Raw genomic sequence first — 17,898 nt, forward strand, 5'->3', positions numbered from 1 at the left:
GGTACCGATTCTTTAGTTCAGTTTTAGTAGACACCCTTGCCGTTACCACGTGTACCCGCCGCGCCATCCGGTTTTTTTGCGGGTTGGGCGATGCGCACGGTATCGCCAGTGGCGATACCGTCGGGCGGGCTTTCAATGATGTGATCGTCGGGAGCAAGGCCCGAACCCAACTCGATGATCTTGCCGAGATCGCGCAAGATCGTGACTGTCTTCAGCACAACCTTATTGTCGGCGCCCACCGTGGCAACACGCAGTCCGGCTTTGTCGAACATCAAAGCGCTGGCTGGCACGCTCAGCACGACAACGTCGTGAGGCAGCTCGAAACTTACGTTCGCGAAGGCGCCCGGCAGCAGTTCACCCTCCGCGTTATCGACCAGGATCTGCATCAGTGTCGAGCCTGATGCCATATCGACCGCCTGGGCCGAAGATGCCACGGCCGCAACGTAACTCTGGCCTGGACGTTCGGGCACCGTGATTTTTGCCTGGGTATTGGGGCGGATACTGGGTACGTAGGTCTGCGGCACGTTGACATATACACGCAACTTCTTCGTATTCGATATCTGGAAGAGTTCCTGGCCCACTCCGCCGGTACTGCCGGCACCGCTTCCTGTGCCAGTGCCGGGGCTGATGCCGACACCACTACCGCTGCCCCCGTTGATCAGCGCGCCGATGTCGGTGCCGCGAGCGGTGACAATGCCATCGAACGGCGCGACGATGCGCGCGAAATTCTTCAATGTCTTCAAGCGGTCGACATTCGCCCGAGCGGATTGCGCCAACGCCTGCTTGGTCATGAAATCGCCATTTTTTTCGTCGGCTGCCTGCTTCGATACATACTTGGAATCCACCAGCAATTGCCAGCGTTTTGCCGTGATTTCAGCGAGTGCCGCGGTTGCCTCTGCGCTGGCGAGATCGGCTTTTGCCTGTAGCAACTGCTGGTCGAGGTCCGGGGTCTCGATCTCGGCAAGCAACTGGCCAGCCTTGACCGGTTTGCCGATGTCGACTTTCCAGCTCTTCAGGTAGCCACTGACGCGGGCATAAAGCGACGCGTTTGAAAAGGCTTCCAGGCGACCGGGTAGATCAAGGGTGGCGACATTGCCGCGCTTGCCGGGCTTGAGTATGGCAACGGTCGGAATCGCCTGGTCGTCGGTCCAGGCACGAAGCTGCTTGTCGTCGGATTTCCGCATGACGAGACCGGTGATGACGATGACCATAACGATGATCGCCGCGACGATGGCGGCGCCGCGAAGCTTGCGCGGAGAAACTTCCTTGACGGGCATTTCAGGTGGCACGAAGTTCTCCAACGGCGGGGTTTGGGGCAGAACCCTTGCCGTGTTTTTCATGTACGATACTAAAAACGACGGGGACGAAGATCAGCGTCGCGATAGTTGCAAAGATCAGGCCGCCGATGACCGCGCGGCCCAGCGGTGCATTCTGCTCGCCGCCCTCGCCCAGGCCCAGCGCCATCGGCACCATGCCGATGATCATCGCCAACGCTGTCATCAATACGGGGCGGGAACGCACGAATCCAGCGTCAAGCGCGGCTGCGGTCGCATCACCTATCGCGTCGAGACGCTCGCGCGCGAAGCTGATCATGAGCACGCTGTTCGAGGTCGCGACGCCCATGCACATGATTGCGCCGGTCAACGCCGGCACCGAGATCGGAGTGAATGTCACGAATAGCATCCAGACGATGCCGGCAAGCGCAGCCGGCAACGCGGTGATGATGACGAACGGGTCTGTCCAGGATTGGAAGTTTACGACAATCAGCAGGTATATGAGCACGATTGCACCGAGCAAGCCAAACTGCAGGCCCGAGAACGCGCTTTCCATCGTGCGTACCTGACCGAGCAATCTGACGGTCGATGCTTTCGGTACCAGACTTGCAGTATCGTCAAGAATGCGGCGAAGTTCGACCGCAACCGCGCCGAGGTCGCGCCCCTGCGTAGTTGCGAAGATCTGCACCATTGGCTGGATGTCATATTGACTGACCAGCGCGTTGCCGCTGGTGCGTGTGAAATTGGCAAGCGCGCCGAGCACCTGTGGGTTGCCGGCACTGCCGCCAACCGGCAGGTTGGCAAGCGCGGCGAGTGTATCGAGCCGGTACTGCGGCGTCTGTATCACGATTGGATACTGTACGCCATTCTGCGGATTCAGCCAGAAAGTCGGCGCTACCTGGCTGCTGCCAGCCAGGTTGGCCACCAAGGCGCTTGTGACATCCTGCATGGTGACACCGACCTGCTGCGCGCGCGTGCGGTCGACATCGACATCGAAAATCGGCCGGCTTCGCGACTGCTGAATGCGCACGTCGGCGATGCCGCTGATCATACGTATCCTGGACAGCAGCAAGTTGGCGTAATCGAAATTCGCATCCAGATCATTACCGCGGATTTGTAGCTCGATTGGTGCCGGCGAACCGAAATTCAGGATTTGGCTGACGATGTCAGCCGGAGGAAACGAAAATGTCACACCGGGAAATTGGCGCGGAAGTTCCTCGCGCAACCTGCGCACGTAGTCGGCAGTGGGCTGGTGGCCTTCTTTCAGCGCGATCTGGATGTCGCCATCCTGGGTTCCCATGACGCCGGTATTGTTGTAGGTCAGGTTGATGCTGCTGGGCGGAAGGCCGATGTTGTCAACCATGGCGCCGATCTCGTGCGGCGGAATGATTTTTCGGATTGCTTTCTGTATTTCCGCGAACTGATTCGCGCTCTCCTCCACACGAGTGCCCACCTGGGTGCGCGCGTGCATGAGGATCTGGCCACTATCGACCGCGGGAAAGAAATTGCGGCCGAGGAATGGCAGGAGCAAAAATGAGGCAAGCACGAACGCAAGAAAACCGATAACGAACACGCGCCGATGTGTGAGCGCAAGCTTCAGATATTCTCGATAGCTCGTGCGCAGGCGCTCGAATCCGGCTTCGAAGCGGCGTTGGAAACGCACCAGGAAATTCTGCGACGGTTTCTCCCCCTCGTCGCGCGGCGTATGCGGATGCAGCAGGTACTTCGACATCGTCGGCACTAGCGTACGCGACAGGATGAACGACCACGCTATCGCAAAAATGACCGCCAGCGCCATGGGTACGAACAGGAAGCGTGCGACGCCTTCAAGGAGGAACATCGGTACGAAAACGATAGAGATGCACAGCAGCGCAACGAATGCCGGGGTTGCGATTTGTGTCGCGCCATCCATGATTGCGGTCTCGACATCCTTGCCCTGCTCGAGATGCAGGTTGATGCTCTCGATAGTTACTGTGGCATCATCGACGAGAATGCCGACCGCAAGCGCGAGGCCGCCAAGCGTCATGATATTGAGGGTTTCGCCGAGCGCCGCGAGACAGATGATCGAGCCGAGAACCGACAGCGGAATGGACACTGCAACAATCAGGGTCGAGCGCCAGCTGCCGAGAAATAGCAGTATCATGATGCTTGTCAGCACCGCTGCAATGGTCCCCTCTAACGCAACACCCTTGATTGCAGCCCGCACGAACAACGATTGATCGTTAAGCGGCTTGACCTCAAGCTCTTCCGGCAGCGACGGTTTGATCTCGGCAAGCTTGGCCTTGATGCCGGCGACGATGGAGAGCGTCGAAGTCACGCCATTCTTCAGTACCGACATCACCACCGAGCGCGCGCCGTCAACATGTACGATATTCGTTTGCGGCGCATTACCGTCGCGCACATTGGCGACGTCGCGGATATAAATCGTTGCGCCGTCGACAGTCTTGACCGGCAAATCGCCCAGGTCATCGACCAGGGTTGCCGCATTGTTCAACTGCAACGTATATTCGAATGAGTCTATTTTTTGCGTACCAATCGGGGTGATCAGGTTCTGCGTGGCAAGTGCATTGCCCAGGTCTTGCGCGGACAACCCGCGTGCCTGAAGCGCCGATGGGTCCATGTCAATCTGTATCTGTCGTGTCTTGCCGCCGTATGGATAGGGAATCGCGGCGCCCGGCACGGTGACCAGGCGCGTGCGAACCGTGTTGAGGGCGAGATCGGACAGCGATTGCTCCGACAGGCCTTTTCCAGATAACGCGAGCTGCAGGATCGGCACTGTCGAGGCGTTATAATTGAGGATCAGCGGCGGCGTCGTACCCAGCGGCATCTGCCTCACGACGGTTTGAGCGATTGCCGTGACCTGGGCGTTGGCCGTCGCTATATCCACGCCCGGCTGAAAGAATATCTTGATGACGCCGGAACCCACATATGAGTTCGCTTCGATGTGCTCGATGTCATTGACGGTGGTTGTCAGCGAGCGCTGGAACAGGGTGGTGATGCGCCCAGCCATCTCATCCGGGGGCAGGCCAGTATACTGCCACACCACCGCAACTACCGGAATGCGAATGTCCGGGAAGATGTCGGTTGGCGTGCGAAGGGCTGCCAGCGGACCGATAATCAGGAGAAGGATCGCTAGTACAATGAAAGTATACGGGCGCCGCAAGGCAACGCGGACGATCTCAATCATGCGGCATAGCGAAATGAAATTTGGTGTGGTACGTCAAAATAAGCGCTTTTGCCAAGGAACCTCTGAATGAACCCTCAAGTTTGCCAGCAAGGGCGCGACGGCGGCAATGGCATAGCAATACGAATGTGAGCGTGCGAGTGGCGGACTCCCTTGGTCAGAAGCATGTCCAAGCGGGCCGCCGGGAATTGTTCAAAATTGTTCAATACGGCTGAGCAAGATGCGCTACTTGCTGCTTATCGCCGCGTTACTTTCACGGGCATCATAGTAGAGCAGGTATCAATCATAACAGGTGCTACAGCCTGGTAAGCCCCGTTTGGCCGTTGCTACCGCTCGATTGGGGAATGACAGGGTACCCATAATAAATAGCTAATTCCAGTCTAGAGTATAACCAATTTTTCAGGTATACGAGGTCGGCGGAGTTGCTAACCCGAAGATCCGCAACCAAGTTTGGCGACGTGTCTATCATTAATCGTAATCAGCTATCGATAAAATATGTTATCCATAGTAAATGGTAGAAAAAAACGCTATTCATCCGTGAGAATTTGTCGCAGGATCCTGTTTAAGGGCACAGTAAAAGATAGACCCGAAAGGACGTGGGTTCAATGAACAGCAACCGGGTAAGTTCAACCTGAAAAAGAAAAGGGTTCGTAACACTGCGGGGAGGTGCGACGAACCCAGAATGTAAAGGAAGGTAATACGTTAAAACCGACTACGAGACTACTTGCGACAACAGATAAAACATGATTACAGATACCCTTATTACATCTTGGCAGTTTTTCAACTTCAAGAAGAATATCTGTCAACAGGATAATCGATTTTTATCACTATAGGAATGTGACAAATTGTCGCGCGACAATTTGTCGCAGATGCTTTAAGAGGCCGTGATTCGGGAAAAAGGTGGCAAGCTTTTATTCCTGCGCGAGCCGGTACCCTTAAATATTGCAGACAACGACACGCCCCTCAATACCGCAATGGCTCGGGTCGGAGAATAGTCAGATGTTGAAGGCGAGTTTCAGCGCCCGGTAAAATGGTGAAAACACCTTTATTCTCATAGCCGTGGTTCGTGCTGTGCTTATGGTTTGTCAATAAATACAGGTTTGCAGCAACCTCTTGATGCGGTTCTGTCCGAAGTGGGCAAGTCTCTAAAAGACGAACAACCATAGGTAGACGAGTCCACTGGCCACTAATAGAACGGGTAGAGAGAACGCATGAAACGTCAGCCACGCTCTTCCGTCATGGGCCATGCGAAGTGCAATGATATTGGCAAGTGAACCCAATATAAAGCCAAAGCCGCCGACATTCACGGCATAGGCTATGAGCTTCCAGTCATCCGAATACTCGGCCAGCAGTATCGCGGTCGGCACATTGCTGATGAGCTGTGAAATGATGATGCCTGCGAAATAAATTCGCTGAGGATCGCTTAGCCCTATCTGCTCGATAGCTGAGTTGACTATTGGATCCCGCGCGATCAATCGCATGTCGACAAACATGAGTATGAATACCAGAATTAGTGTCCAATCGACCCGCGCGAGCACTTGGCGCTGGATAACCAAAAAGATTACAAGCACCAGAACTACCGCTGCTTCTGCCTGATGCGAGTCAATGCATACCAGAAATGGAAGATACAATGCCAGGGACAGATACAGCAGCCTCTTATTCAGCGGGAGCCGATTGGTGTCGTCTCTGCTGACGATGCTGCGGCCGGTAAATGTAAAGGTCGTAAGCAAAAGGAGCGGAACAAGTAAAATCAAGGCGAGCGGCAGCATCGCCCCAGTGTATTCATAAAACGACAACTGCGAGAGTTGGGAGAGAAACAGATTCTGTGGATTTCCAATGGGCGTTAGCGCAGACCCTGCATTTACTGCAAGTGCCTCAAAGACGATAAGTCGCGTTACCGGTACGGTACTCACCGCACGCAGGCCTACGGTCAGCGGAACGACAATGAAGAGCGCGACATCGTTGGTTAGCAAGGTCGACAGCATGGCCGCTATCAGCACAAGAAGGATAGCCACGGCCCGATCGGTAGGCATCCGCAAGATCAGGCGCTTGCCAAGATGATGCAGGTAGCCCGAGAGTTCTACCCCCTTGGTGAGTACCAGCAGGCCGGTCAGTGCGGCGATGGTCGGCCAATCCACCAGCGTGGGGTAGGTGGTGAGTTGCCCGGGTTCCGCTACGGTCAGCAAGACAAGAAGCCCAAGAAGTACCCAAAAAAAATAATCCTTGAGGAGCGCTTGCAGCGGTGAGGGGATGGAGATAGCTTTTTCGTCCACTTTTGTCTGTTCTTTTTTAAAGATAAGCGTGAGGCATGCGCCGTCCCGCTGGCTGTCCCTTTTCGTGTATTAGAAAGCGGTCCTGCTGGAGGATAGGCGATTTGCTGAAATACCGGAGCCTGGATTTCTGTTTGCCGTGATCAGTACGGCCTGGGTTGAGCAGGATCATCACATATTGGCCTGTCCAAGTTTCTGGATTCGCTTGATCCGGCTTTGCTGCGGCGTGGAGCCTTGAGATCGAACTTGTCCGTTCAGTGAACTTCGCTTGTCTCTAAAGTGGACACACCGCTGATAGCATGACTCGTTCCTCACTTATTAATCAGTTGTTGATTAGTGGCACGTACCTTGCTGGATATTTTCTGCTAGACCTTATGCGCGGCTACTGCCTCCCACGCAAAGATCGAGCTGACAGTGCGTAAATCTGCTTAATTGCCGGGAGATGATGATGAGGATTTGCAGGACGTACTTCTTGCTGGCGCCCGGACCCACCCCATGATCCTGCTCTCGATATCCCACTTTCTCCATCGCCATCTGCTCTGGTTCCTGATTACCGCATATGTCATCGCCATATTTGTGCCTGGCGCGGGATTATGGATCAGGAGTGTTTCTTTCGGCGAGATCACCATCTTTCAGCAGAAAACAAATATTTCGTTGCTGATGATCATGCTCGCCATGCTGATGTTCAACGCGGGCCTGGGGCTGAAAATATCCCATTTGAAAAACATCTTGCAGAAACAATACGTATTGCTGGCCGGGTTGGCAGCAAACCTGGCTATTCCCATCGTTTATGTTTTTGGCATAACGATAGCGATGCGGCTCTGGTATGAACCAATAGAAGTCCAGCATATTCTCGTGGGTCTGGCATTGGTGGCAGCCATGCCGATCGCCGGATCGTCAACCGCATGGGCGCAAAACGCCAATGGTAATCTGGCCCTGAGCCTGGGGCTGGTCTTTTTTTCCACGATTTTGAGCCCAGTCGTCACGCCGGTAGCATTTCACGTATTTGGCGAAATGGCCTCGGAGGAGTACGAGGCGGTATTGCACGGTCTGGCAGCGTATGGCTCGGGGACCTTTCTGGGTCTTTGGGTGGTGTTTCCGTCATTGCTGGGCATCGCGGTGCGCTTGATAGTTAACGAGGATTGGCAAACCAGCGGCATGCCTTATCTGAAGTTCATCAATAGTATCGTTTTATTGCTGCTTAATTACTCCAATGCTTCAGTATCGTTGCCACAAGCCATGGCTGAGGGTGATTACGACTTCCTTGCGATCACATTGGCCATTACTGCAGGGCTATGCTGCACGCTGTTTGCCGCAGGGTATGGCATGAGCCGTTTTTTCAAGCTGGACCAGGCTGAGCGCGTTTCGCTCATGTTCGGGCTGGGGATGAACAATAACGGGACCGGCTTGGTACTGGCATCTTTAGTCTTATCTTCTTACCCAAATGTAATGGTGCCGATTATCTTCTATAACCTGGTGCAGCACATCGCAGCGGGGACTGTGCAAGAGATCATAAGCAGGAGATCGAATGACCTGGACGCTTGAGATGGTCAGCGGGAATTGTGTCGAATACCTGCACAGATGCCCCAACAAGTCTATCAGCGGTAAACTGGCGAGAGATATTGTCTTCGACTTGCACGTCTTATCGATTGAAAGAGTTGGAATGCAGAAAATTTGTGAAGCGCTAGAAAGGAAGACCGTCGGAAAGGGCTATTAACGATACTTTCTGATTCAGCGAGCGAAGCGGTTACGGCAGGCGCTGCGGTGTTCGGATGCCGTCTTCATCATCTCAACCTTTCGCTTGCTTGAGATGTAGCTCGATGTTTTTATGTGTTGGTTCGATAATAAGCTGCGTCCTAACGCCAATTTTGTATATGCTAAAAGCCATTAGGCTTTAGCCGAAAGTGCGATTGAGTGATATTCCTATGACTTCTTTTTCCCCAGCAATCGTCCACGCACCGTTTTCTGCCTTCAGCGTCCTTGGCGGTGAACGAGTATTGCAGACCCACCCGCGTTCCACAATTGAGTGGATCGACCTGGTGCGCAAGGGCATACCCGCCTCCGCGATCGATGCAGTCATGCAACGGCTAAACGTGCGGCAGGCCGAACTCTCCCGCGCGCTGGACATTCCCGAACGCACACTGGTTCGACGCAAGAAGGAAGGGGTACTCAATCGTGAGGAATCTGGCAAATTGCTGCGCTTGGCACGGGTTATTGAACGTGCCGCCGAAGTGTTTGAAGATGGGCCGGTTGCGCTGGATTGGATGAAATCACCCAACGCCAGCCTCGGCGGTGCTACGCCGCTATCCATGCTGGATACCGATCTCGGGGCCGCCTCTGTGATAGATACACTGGGTAGAATTGAACACGGCGTTTTTGCGTGACGGAAGTAGTATGGCGCATCGTTACCCACCGCTTAGCCGCAACGGCTTTTTCCGGCGAGGGCGCGCGTCTGTTCGGCGGCCGTTGGAACCGCAAAGGTGAGGCGGTGGTTTACACCGCTCAGAGCAGATCACTGGCTTTTCTCGAAATGCTGGTCCAGGATGAACCGCTACGCGCCAACTACGTATTGATTCCCGCAGAAATTCCCGGCGATATTGCGAGGCTAAAAATCGATTTCAAACAGCTCCCCGAGCATTGGCGCACTCTCGAAGCGCGCGAGACCCTTCTGGAAATCGGTAGTCGATGGCTGCACAGTACCAAATATTGCATACTGGAAGTGCCCAGTGCGGTAATTCCGGCTGAGCTCAATCTGTTGCTTAATCCCGCGCACCGTGACTTTGCCAGGATTAAAATCGGCCAAGCCGAGGCGCTTGAGAGCGATTTGAGGTTGATGCGCAATTTGTCGGAAAGTCTAAAGAAAATACCAGATGAGTTGTAGTCATCCGTGTCGCGATAGCCCTCTGCTGAACCTATTAGGAGCCTATCAGCAAATCGAGTTAATCTTAACTCGCAACCAATCGCCATTGAAAAGTCTTTAAGGACCCTGAGAATAGTGCGAGAGTGTTTCTCGCGAGATGATGCCCAAAGGTTAAAGATTGCGAATGACGGATAACTGGCGGAGTGGTGCGACGTTCTTAAACACAGTAAATTCCATTCCTATGACTTGTGGTGGAGAGTGGGCTTCCCCCAGTTTCACGGACACATCGTTAAGCACATTGCAGATTTTCGAACTGTACCGGACTGATGTAGCCGATAGTCTGATGTACTCCCGATAAAAAGTGCCAACTGAAATCTAGGGCCTGTTAACACAATCTAAGTGCTTCGACGATCAAGGCGAAGTGGATGAAGCCAGTGAACATTACATCAAGTTTCTCGAAGCGCGAGAAGATACGGCGGAATCCTTTCAGTCTCCTGAACAGTCGCTCAATCTCGTTACGCCGCCGGTACATAACCTTATCGTATTCCCAAGGCTCAAGCCGGTTGATCTTGGGTGGGACTACCGGAATGAAACCCAGGTCCAACGCTAGTTGCCGTGTTTCCTTTCCCTCGTAGGCGCGATCCATTAGCAGATAAACTGGCCAGCGGGGCTTGTCCAGGCTGCCGAGCAGCTTGCGCCCCTCCAGCGCATCGTGAGCCTGTCCGGGGGACAGCGCAAACGTTATAGCCGTTCGAGCATCCGCGGCAACCATATGAATCTTGGTGGTCCACCCGCCTCTGGATTTGCCAATGGATTGGGGGCCGTTTTTTTTAATGCCCCAGTGCCGTCCGGATGAACCTTCACAATGGTGCTATCCAGGGAAACGGCCTCGATCTTGATGCGAGCAATCTGTGTGCGCTGCAACTGCTCAAACACCCGATCCAGCACACCACTCTTGCTCCAGCGATTCATGCGAGTGTAGATAGTGTGCCAATTACCGAAGCGTTTGGGCAGACCGCGCTACCTGCAGCCATGCTCGGCCACATACAAAATGGCGTTCAATACGCTTAGATTGCTGAGACTGACATTGCCCCGCTGAAGTGGCAGACAGTGTACGATTCGCTCGTACTGGGCTTGAGTGATTTCCATGCCCGTAAGTATAGCTGAATACATGCAATATAGTTATTAGAGTTAACAGGCCCTAGTTCTAGTCCTAGTTCGCTCGAAATGAATTGAAATAAAGAGGACGGGATGAGTTTGCTAATACTGGAGAAGGCAGTTTGGATTTGCTTCTATGCATCGCTGATCGGGATGCTGCTGTCCGCCTTGCTCAAGTCAAGGGCTACACGGGAACTACTTGTAAAACTCTGGATTGGAACAACGGAACGGCTCGAAGATACTCAATCAAGCTCTGCCCTTGCATTGGCCACGCAGTTCATTCATGCCATTTATACGGGTCCAAATCGTGTGTTATCCAAAAAAAAGATAGCGTTGCTTACATTTGTCGGCTCGCTTATATGGTGGACAGTAATAACACAGCTAGCAAACTCATGGCAAAAGCAGTGGCCCTTTGCTACCGATCCAAGAATAGTTATCACATTGACTATTGTCTTCTGCTCAATTGTATCGTTTCCGGTCTACTTCTTGATGGAGCTACTTCTGGCCAAATGGGTAGTACGCTCCGCGACAGCACCTACAAAAAAAACCCTGAGTCGACTGATCATCAACATTGGCATTGGAGTGATATCGTACTATACATTTCCAACCGTCATCGTGTTTCTGCCTTTAGCTACTTACGTGTACCTGACTAATGATGTCCCAATCCTCGCTTCCATACCGGCTGCTGGCGCGATACTGCTTGGGGGACCATCGGTAGCGCCAATGGTCTTATCTCTTATGATGACTTTTACAGATCGTACGGTCCACTTATCCCTGATCGTTATAATGATCGCTACGTCTTCGTCCGTCATACTGATAACTTCCACCTTGGCAGTTGCAATTGTGCACTTCAAACCATTACTTCGCGCAGTAGCCTTTGTGGCAGAACAGCTATCAGCTGAATCTTATGATCGGATCTTTAATGTCAGCCTAGTCATTTTCACACTGGCTACCGGCCTCATGCAAGCGTTGACATTCAAGCTACCGTAAGCTCCCTCGTCAAGTAGACAGATCGGAAGTAGAATTTTTCCCTGCGTGACGTCCCCCAATTCTGCTGGGATTCAAAACTAGAATCTGGCCGCTTGTGGCAGTCTGACCTGGTTGGATTTAACGTATTCGCTTGGGGTCAGTTTTCCAAGTGAACCGTGGGGTCCGTGATCATTATAATCGTGTCGCAAGCCTTGATGATACGCTTTGCCTGCGCCAGGGATTCGAATTCGTGAGTATTCAGACATTCATAGCGTAGCCGACCATTGAATGACTCGCAAAGCTCGTTGCCGTAGGCTTTCCAGGGCGCGTGAAGTCAAGCTGCACCTTGTTCTCCCAAGCCCAGAAGTCCAATGCCCTGGAAGTAAATTCGGTGCCATGGTCCACCGTGATGCATGCGGGCAGGCGAACCGTCTTGCCAACCCGGCTGAGTGTCTCAGCCACGTTGCTGCCGGTTAACCGAAATCCCACCTCTAATACCGGGCTCTCACGACTCCAATTATCGACGACCGTCAGAACCCGCAGCGGTTGTCCATTGACCAGTTGATCGTGCACAAAATCCATGCTCCAACGCTGTCCTGGTCCTGTGGGCGTCGGTGCCGGCCCACGGTGCAGGCTCATGCGCTTCTTCCGGCGTACCCGCATGCGCACTTGAAGCCCTTCCAGGCATACAACCTATGGACACGCTTGAGATTGACATGCCAGCCTTCGCGCCGTAGCAGGACATGAATGCGCTCGTAACCAAACCGTGGACGGCTCATGGCAATGTTGCGGATACGCATGCGCAATCCTGACTGATCCCTGGCCGTACTCTTGCGGTACCAACCGCCGCGAGAGAAATTGCCCAGCCGACACGCCCGTTCAACGCTCACTTTGCACATATCGATGAGCCATTGAACAATTTCCCGGCGGCGTGTCGGCGTCAGACTTTTTTCGGATGACCTCCTGCAGGATGTTCTTGTCCAGCGTAGAATCAGCCACCACGCGCTCAACCTTGCATTCTCTTCTTCAAGCTGGCGCAACCGCCTGACCTCGCTGGCACCCAGGTCGCCATACTTCTTCTTCCAGATGTGAGATCGTCGCTTCGGATATGCCAAGGCTGCGGCACACGTCTATCACTGGCATGCCGGCTTCTGCCTGTCGCAACGCGTATGCCACCTGTACTTCCGTAAATCAGGATCTCTTCATCGCTTCAAACTCCTTCAGTAGGGGGAGCCAGATGCGACTTTACTCTAATTTAGAGCTACCCTAGTTTTTGGGGATGACGTCACCTGCCAGAAAGTTCTACTTCTTGCTTGTCTCTTAAAGGAAGAAGCTTACGGCTGAATCCTCACGCAGTTCTACGGTGCCGCTCGCCCGCTCTTACCAGAGGATACTTGTAATAATAGCCCGGCAGTATTTTCTCCGGGCTATTATTCGGCTAAATTCTAAGGATGCCTCAGGCACACGTTCTAATAATTAAATATCCATTTAGTTTGCTGCAGGAGAATTATGTTGTTGTTGGAGGAGATTCTCGTTCTTTAATCGCTGAATTTCGTTAAGGAGTAAATCTCCTTGGGCCTTGGTCAGGACGCCTTCATCCTGTATTCGTTTGATACGCAAAGTTAACAATTCCCCTGGAATAGCGATTATTGCTTCAAGAATCTCCAGTGGCACTTTAAGGCCCCCCACTACTGAACTAGGTTTATCAATGTCGATCTTATTTAACATACCATCCGCTATTGTTAAATTGGTCTTTTTTGTTACAAATCGAGCTCGGCTAACATCCACGGCATAGACCGGACCATTATTCGGCAGCATTAAGCTGTATTCCCTAATGTCATTAGTTATAACTATTCCTTTGCACCATTTAATGTCATCTGGAAGTTTCGCATTAATTCGAACGGTCACGCCATAGTCTGTCAGGCCTCGGAAAAGCACGCTAGAGTTTTCCCCAAGAGGGGGAGAGTCTGCAGTCGTACATTTTTTGCCGTCGCTCGCTGAATTGCAATCTGGAGTTACAACAAATTCAATACCGTGGTCGGCCAATAACTCATTCAATTTCGCTCGCGAAAACATTCTTTCATTGGGTGCCGTAACATCCAAATATGTATTGATTTTAATATCGTCCCGGTAGGCACACTTATTAGTTTGATCTATTTTATACTTTGAAGGACTGGCGCCCTCCCAAAAACTCATCATCACTATCTTTGCGATGTCTATTCCAATTTTCGCAAGCAAAGTAACTGCTTGCCCCGACTGATCAGTTGAAATTGTGTTGACTGTTTGAAGCAATTGATTAGGTCCCACCCCGATTGACACATTATCATCTGTAATAGCTTCAGATTCGTAGTTTAAGAAATACGTCCTCGAGGTATCCGCTATCAGCTTAGGCGTACCGATGTTTATTTCATAAGTCTTTGGTGCTGATTCGGGTGGTTTGTTTGGTTTAACAGGAGAGACGTTTACGTTTATGTTGTTTGTTACAGTCTGAGTAGTGGCAGTTGCAGTTGTAGAATTTGCGGTTTTATTATCGCCACCGGTAGCAGCTTCAGAAGACTTACTGCCAAAAGTGATTGTTATTGGAATTAATGCCTTAGGAAGATAGTAGACAATACCAGTGGCAGGATCTCCACTAACCGCTGGTACTGAAGTGGTCTTCAATATTCGTGACGCACATCCACTTATTGTTAATACCATACTCAACAATAGCATCGCGATTTTCATTTTTATTCTCCAAGCTTTGGGCGCCACGAATCTAGAGATGGGTATAGTAAAACCACTCTTATATAAAGATAGCAGAGAATTTTACGAATACAACTCAAACACATCCGATTCTCAACGCGGAAGAAAGTATCGGAATTGAGAGCACCTCTGGATCTTTTGCAGAGGAATAATGTTTTATTCCTCTCCTCGCCCTCCCAACCATCCTCTACTGCTAGCGTTTCAATACCCTGATCCGCTTTGGCAATACCTACACAGACCCGGTCGTGAGCGGCTCGAAAGTTCGACCTACGGATTAAGAGTTTTTAAAACCGATATGTTCCATCTGGCAATTTCCCGGTTTACCATGGACCATCGCTTCACGGTCAAACCGCATCAGCTAATCGCAAAAGAAATGGGGGTTAGAAGGTGGGCAAGAAAAAATAACAGAGATAAAACGACTTGCTTACAAAGCAATTGGCGGATCAGCGAGTCATGAGTAAACCATTCTCTGTTAGAGATTTCCCTTAAATTCCCATTAACAGGGAAATCTGCAAGGAAATTTAACATGTTTCCATCTATCTGCGCCTAAACCATTGTCTATTATTTCTTATACCAAGCCCCTTTTAGCGGTTTTAGATTCTACCTAGGAAGGAATAACAGGGAATTTATTAATGGATTACAGAGAATATTATTATGCACTGCAGGGAGCTACACAGAAATACAGTGAGCATCCGTAAGTTTCCCCGTAGATATTTTCCCCCTGTAAGCAGTTAGCTTATTGAGCACAGCGTTGGACCACTCTTCCAGCGCTTCTTCTCAATCCACCACACGCACGTTGATCACCTCTCTGAAAGAGTTGAACCAGCAGCTCTTCCGATACTATTTTCAATTTTCGCCCGCGAAAATCTTTTTGCATCCAGTTAAACGTCGATATAGGGATTCCCTCGTTTTCAGTGCAATAACTGACGGTACGCAAAGCCTGCAACGACGCGGGGGTTGTTTAGCTAATTATTGATAATGCTGGTATTGCTGTTCATTTGTAATGCGAGTTCTATGCCATGAATAGTGGTCGATTTCAGCCAACGGCAGTAGTTTTCGCGGCACTTTCCCCCTCAAGCCGTGTGTGTGCAATCTTACCGATCAACTTGGGCGGAACGATCTGCCTGCGGTTGGCCCAGCGATACAGGATTGCCTGCATCTCATCGACACACCTGGCCCGCGCGGGACTCACCCGTCCGGTGTAAATGGCGCGCTTGAGGGCGTTGACCGCTTCGCCACGGTTGAGCACCCGGCGCAGCTCACCCCGGATTCCTGGCAGTTTTGCACGCTGATTAACACCCTGGGGCGGTCGAGCCGAAACGCGCCAACACCGCCACCGCGCCGGTGTGGTCGCTCATCACTGAGGCAGTCAAGTGCACCAGCGCATCCCAATGTGATTCGATCAGTGCCGTGTCGACATTGGCGACGCACACGGCCGCGATTTCAGCCGGGGTTACCATGCCGCGGGGCACATACAGTTGACGTTGCTTGAGTTCCTTTAGCAGGATGTTGAAATTTCCCCTTGTGCCCTCGGCCACTGACCACTGATGGCGACGAATTGGATTCGGCAGCGTACTCTCTGATGTCGCGTTGAATTTCTTATCCTTAAAGTCATAAAAAAGTCTTTTAATTCGAGATCTGAGTTTTATTAAGGCATCAATGTATCAGCATAGGGAAACATGCCGAACACCGACTGCACCGCGTTGTATAAAATGGCCCGTGCAGAATCACTGATGCGCGGGTCGCCGAGTACGCGGTAATACAACCGCAGCACAATCTGGCGCCCGACATCGGGGCCGAATGCGTCGCGGATTCTGCGCAACTGCTGCGGTACGTCGAAGTCAGGACGGTCGCCGCCGCTGGTTGGAATGCGATGATAGAGTTCACGCAATTCGGCATAGATTTCCGTTTCGAGGTAGCCATAGGCGCTGTATACCGAATTCACACCACTGACTGCCTCGCGGCGTTCTTCGGGAGTAAGGCCGGCCAGCGTTGCGCGCATGATCTCCCACGACCAGGTGGCGCCGAACTCTTCGTGGCCGCCGAGTTCATGCGCGATACTCTGCCAGACGCTGCGCGGATTACCCTCGGCGTCCTCGACCCAACTGCGGCCGAAATAGAGTTGGTTCGCGCCGACCACATACGCATAGGCATTGAGCCGTTCAGACTCCTCTGGATTGAACACCAGTCTGCCCCGCGCCAGGATTGGTTCGAGATCGGTGCCGCGCACACTTTCGATAACATTGGCGATCACCACGGCGGCGCGGCGCCGCCACTCCGCCTGCACGTCATCGGACAGATCGGGCCAGGTCGCGCGTGAACCGCCGTAACCGGTGCTGCTGACCGTGCCGCGGATCACCGCGCCCGCGCCGGATGGACTATTGCTGGCCTCGGGGCGACTGCGCAGAAACGTGGTATGCGCGGCGACCAGCGCATGGAATTCATCGCGGATCGCGCGCAGCCGTGCGAGGAATGCCGGGAACTGCACCCGATCCTCGTCGGGCAATTCCTCCTCCAGCCGGTTGAATACGCCTTCGTTGATCATGCGCCCCACCACTGTGCGCAGCTCTTGCGATTCCAGACCCATCAGTGACGTCAACGCACGATGCGCATCATCGTCGGTAATCGCCCAGTCGAAGAAGCCGTAACTCAGGCGATCGATAATCCAGTTGGCCGAATGCGAGACGGAGCGGTGTCGGTTGATGCGGCCGATCAGCACCGCATAGCGTTCCTCGTCCTCACGGGTGAGATTGTCGAGCAGCCGGTCGACCAGCCCGTCACGATCCATTGCCGCGACCGTGTCGGCGAGATCGCGGTCCGACAGCCCGTCGAGCAGGGTCAGTACTTCGTGCGCCTCGACATCGGTGATCGCCCAGTCGATGATGCCGTAGGTGAGATTGCTTTCGATGGTGTCGTAATCCGGGCTGACGGCGCGATACGCCGTGCCGCTGTCCGCACCGCGCTGTTGCTGCGCGACATGAGTGAGTTCGTGCGCGAGCAGGTGTTGTCCTGTGCTGCTTTCCGGCGCGTAGCGCCGTGCAGCGAAACCGATGTCGTGTCCCAGCGTGAAGGCCTCCGCATGCAAATGCCGCGCAGTGCGCGCCGTGTCCGGATCGGTATGGACGCGGACCCCACGTAGATCGATATCCAGTTGCGGCTCGAAACGTTCGCGGGTGTCGTTCGGTAACGGCGTGCCGGTATTTGCGAACAAGCCATGTGTGTCCGGTGCTGGTTGCGGGGCTGCGCGCGGCATCGCTGTCTGCCGCGTTGCTTCGGCGGGCTCCTGCATCTGATCCGCGAACTGATTCGCTTCACGCTCCGGAGTGTCGCCGGGTGCGCTCACCGGGATGTCTTGTGTCGAGGAGGCAGTGCGACAACGCGGACAAATGCCACCGCAAATGCATGTCGCTTGAGAGGCGTCCGGTATACGTGGACCACTTG

9 protein-coding genes and 3 pseudogenes are annotated in these 17,898 nt (G+C 53.0%); 4 read left to right on the top strand and 8 right to left on the bottom strand.

Going from position 1 to position 17,898, the window contains the following annotated elements; translation table 11 throughout:
- Nucleotides 1–23: 23 nt before the first annotated feature.
- From KJS40_RS04415 to KJS40_RS04425, 3 genes are all read right to left on the bottom strand, one after another.
- Nucleotides 24–1,289, bottom strand: a complete 1,266-nt coding sequence (locus KJS40_RS04415; RefSeq protein WP_348529548.1) for an efflux RND transporter periplasmic adaptor subunit — start codon at nucleotides 1,287–1,289, stop codon at nucleotides 24–26.
- Complete coding sequence (locus KJS40_RS04420; RefSeq protein WP_213539215.1) at nucleotides 1,279–4,461, bottom strand: efflux RND transporter permease subunit; 3,183 nt, start codon at nucleotides 4,459–4,461, stop codon at nucleotides 1,279–1,281. Before KJS40_RS04420 ends, KJS40_RS04415 begins: the two co-directional genes overlap by 11 nt.
- A 1,142-nt stretch (nucleotides 4,462–5,603) precedes the next feature.
- Nucleotides 5,604–6,731, bottom strand: coding sequence for an SLC13 family permease (locus KJS40_RS04425; RefSeq protein WP_213539216.1), 1,128 nt, complete (start codon nucleotides 6,729–6,731; stop codon nucleotides 5,604–5,606).
- A 453-nt stretch (nucleotides 6,732–7,184) separates the two neighbouring features.
- On the opposite strand from KJS40_RS04425, the gene KJS40_RS04430 reads away from it, so the two are divergent.
- From KJS40_RS04430 to KJS40_RS04440, 3 genes are all read left to right on the top strand, one after another.
- Entirely contained in the window at nucleotides 7,185–8,273 is a 1,089-nt protein-coding gene (locus KJS40_RS04430; RefSeq protein WP_244859695.1) for a bile acid:sodium symporter, read from the top strand.
- Between the two features lie 380 nt (nucleotides 8,274–8,653).
- Nucleotides 8,654–9,112, top strand: a complete 459-nt coding sequence (locus KJS40_RS04435; RefSeq protein ID WP_213539217.1) for an antitoxin Xre-like helix-turn-helix domain-containing protein — start codon at nucleotides 8,654–8,656, stop codon at nucleotides 9,110–9,112.
- On the top strand, nucleotides 9,109–9,609 hold the full coding sequence (locus tag KJS40_RS04440; RefSeq protein ID WP_213539218.1) for an RES family NAD+ phosphorylase: 501 nt from the start codon (nucleotides 9,109–9,111) through the stop codon (nucleotides 9,607–9,609). The genes KJS40_RS04435 and KJS40_RS04440 overlap by 4 nt, the downstream gene beginning before the upstream one ends.
- Nucleotides 9,610–9,973: 364 nt before the next feature.
- Here the strand turns inward: KJS40_RS04440 and KJS40_RS04445 are convergent.
- Nucleotides 9,974–10,737 (bottom strand): annotated as a pseudogene (locus tag KJS40_RS04445) (IS5 family transposase).
- A 102-nt stretch (nucleotides 10,738–10,839) separates the two neighbouring features.
- Here KJS40_RS04445 and KJS40_RS04450 point away from each other — a divergent pair.
- Nucleotides 10,840–11,736 carry a hypothetical protein gene (locus tag KJS40_RS04450; RefSeq protein WP_213539219.1) on the top strand — a complete coding sequence of 299 codons (897 nt, stop codon included), beginning with the start codon at nucleotides 10,840–10,842 and terminating at the stop codon, nucleotides 11,734–11,736.
- Between the two features lie 77 nt (nucleotides 11,737–11,813).
- Here KJS40_RS04450 and KJS40_RS04455 read toward each other — a convergent pair.
- The 4 genes and pseudogenes from KJS40_RS04455 to KJS40_RS04470 all read right to left on the bottom strand — a co-directional run bounded on the left by KJS40_RS04455 (nucleotide 11,814) and on the right by KJS40_RS04470 (nucleotide 17,800).
- Nucleotides 11,814–12,891 (bottom strand): annotated as a pseudogene (locus KJS40_RS04455) (IS3 family transposase).
- A 312-nt stretch (nucleotides 12,892–13,203) separates the two neighbouring features.
- Complete coding sequence (locus KJS40_RS04460; RefSeq protein ID WP_213539220.1) at nucleotides 13,204–14,439, bottom strand: hypothetical protein; 1,236 nt, start codon at nucleotides 14,437–14,439, stop codon at nucleotides 13,204–13,206.
- 1,090 nt (nucleotides 14,440–15,529) lie between these two features.
- Nucleotides 15,530–15,959: pseudogene (locus KJS40_RS04465) on the bottom strand (Tn3 family transposase); the annotation flags it as partial.
- Between the two features lie 146 nt (nucleotides 15,960–16,105).
- Entirely contained in the window at nucleotides 16,106–17,800 is a 1,695-nt protein-coding gene (locus KJS40_RS04470) for a DUF4157 domain-containing protein (protein ID WP_213539221.1), read from the bottom strand.
- Between the last annotated feature and the right edge of the window lie 98 nt (nucleotides 17,801–17,898).

The sequence above is a fragment of the Nitrosospira sp. NRS527 genome (assembly GCF_018406445.1).
In the GTDB taxonomy this organism is placed as follows: domain Bacteria; phylum Pseudomonadota; class Gammaproteobacteria; order Burkholderiales; family Nitrosomonadaceae; genus Nitrosospira; species Nitrosospira briensis.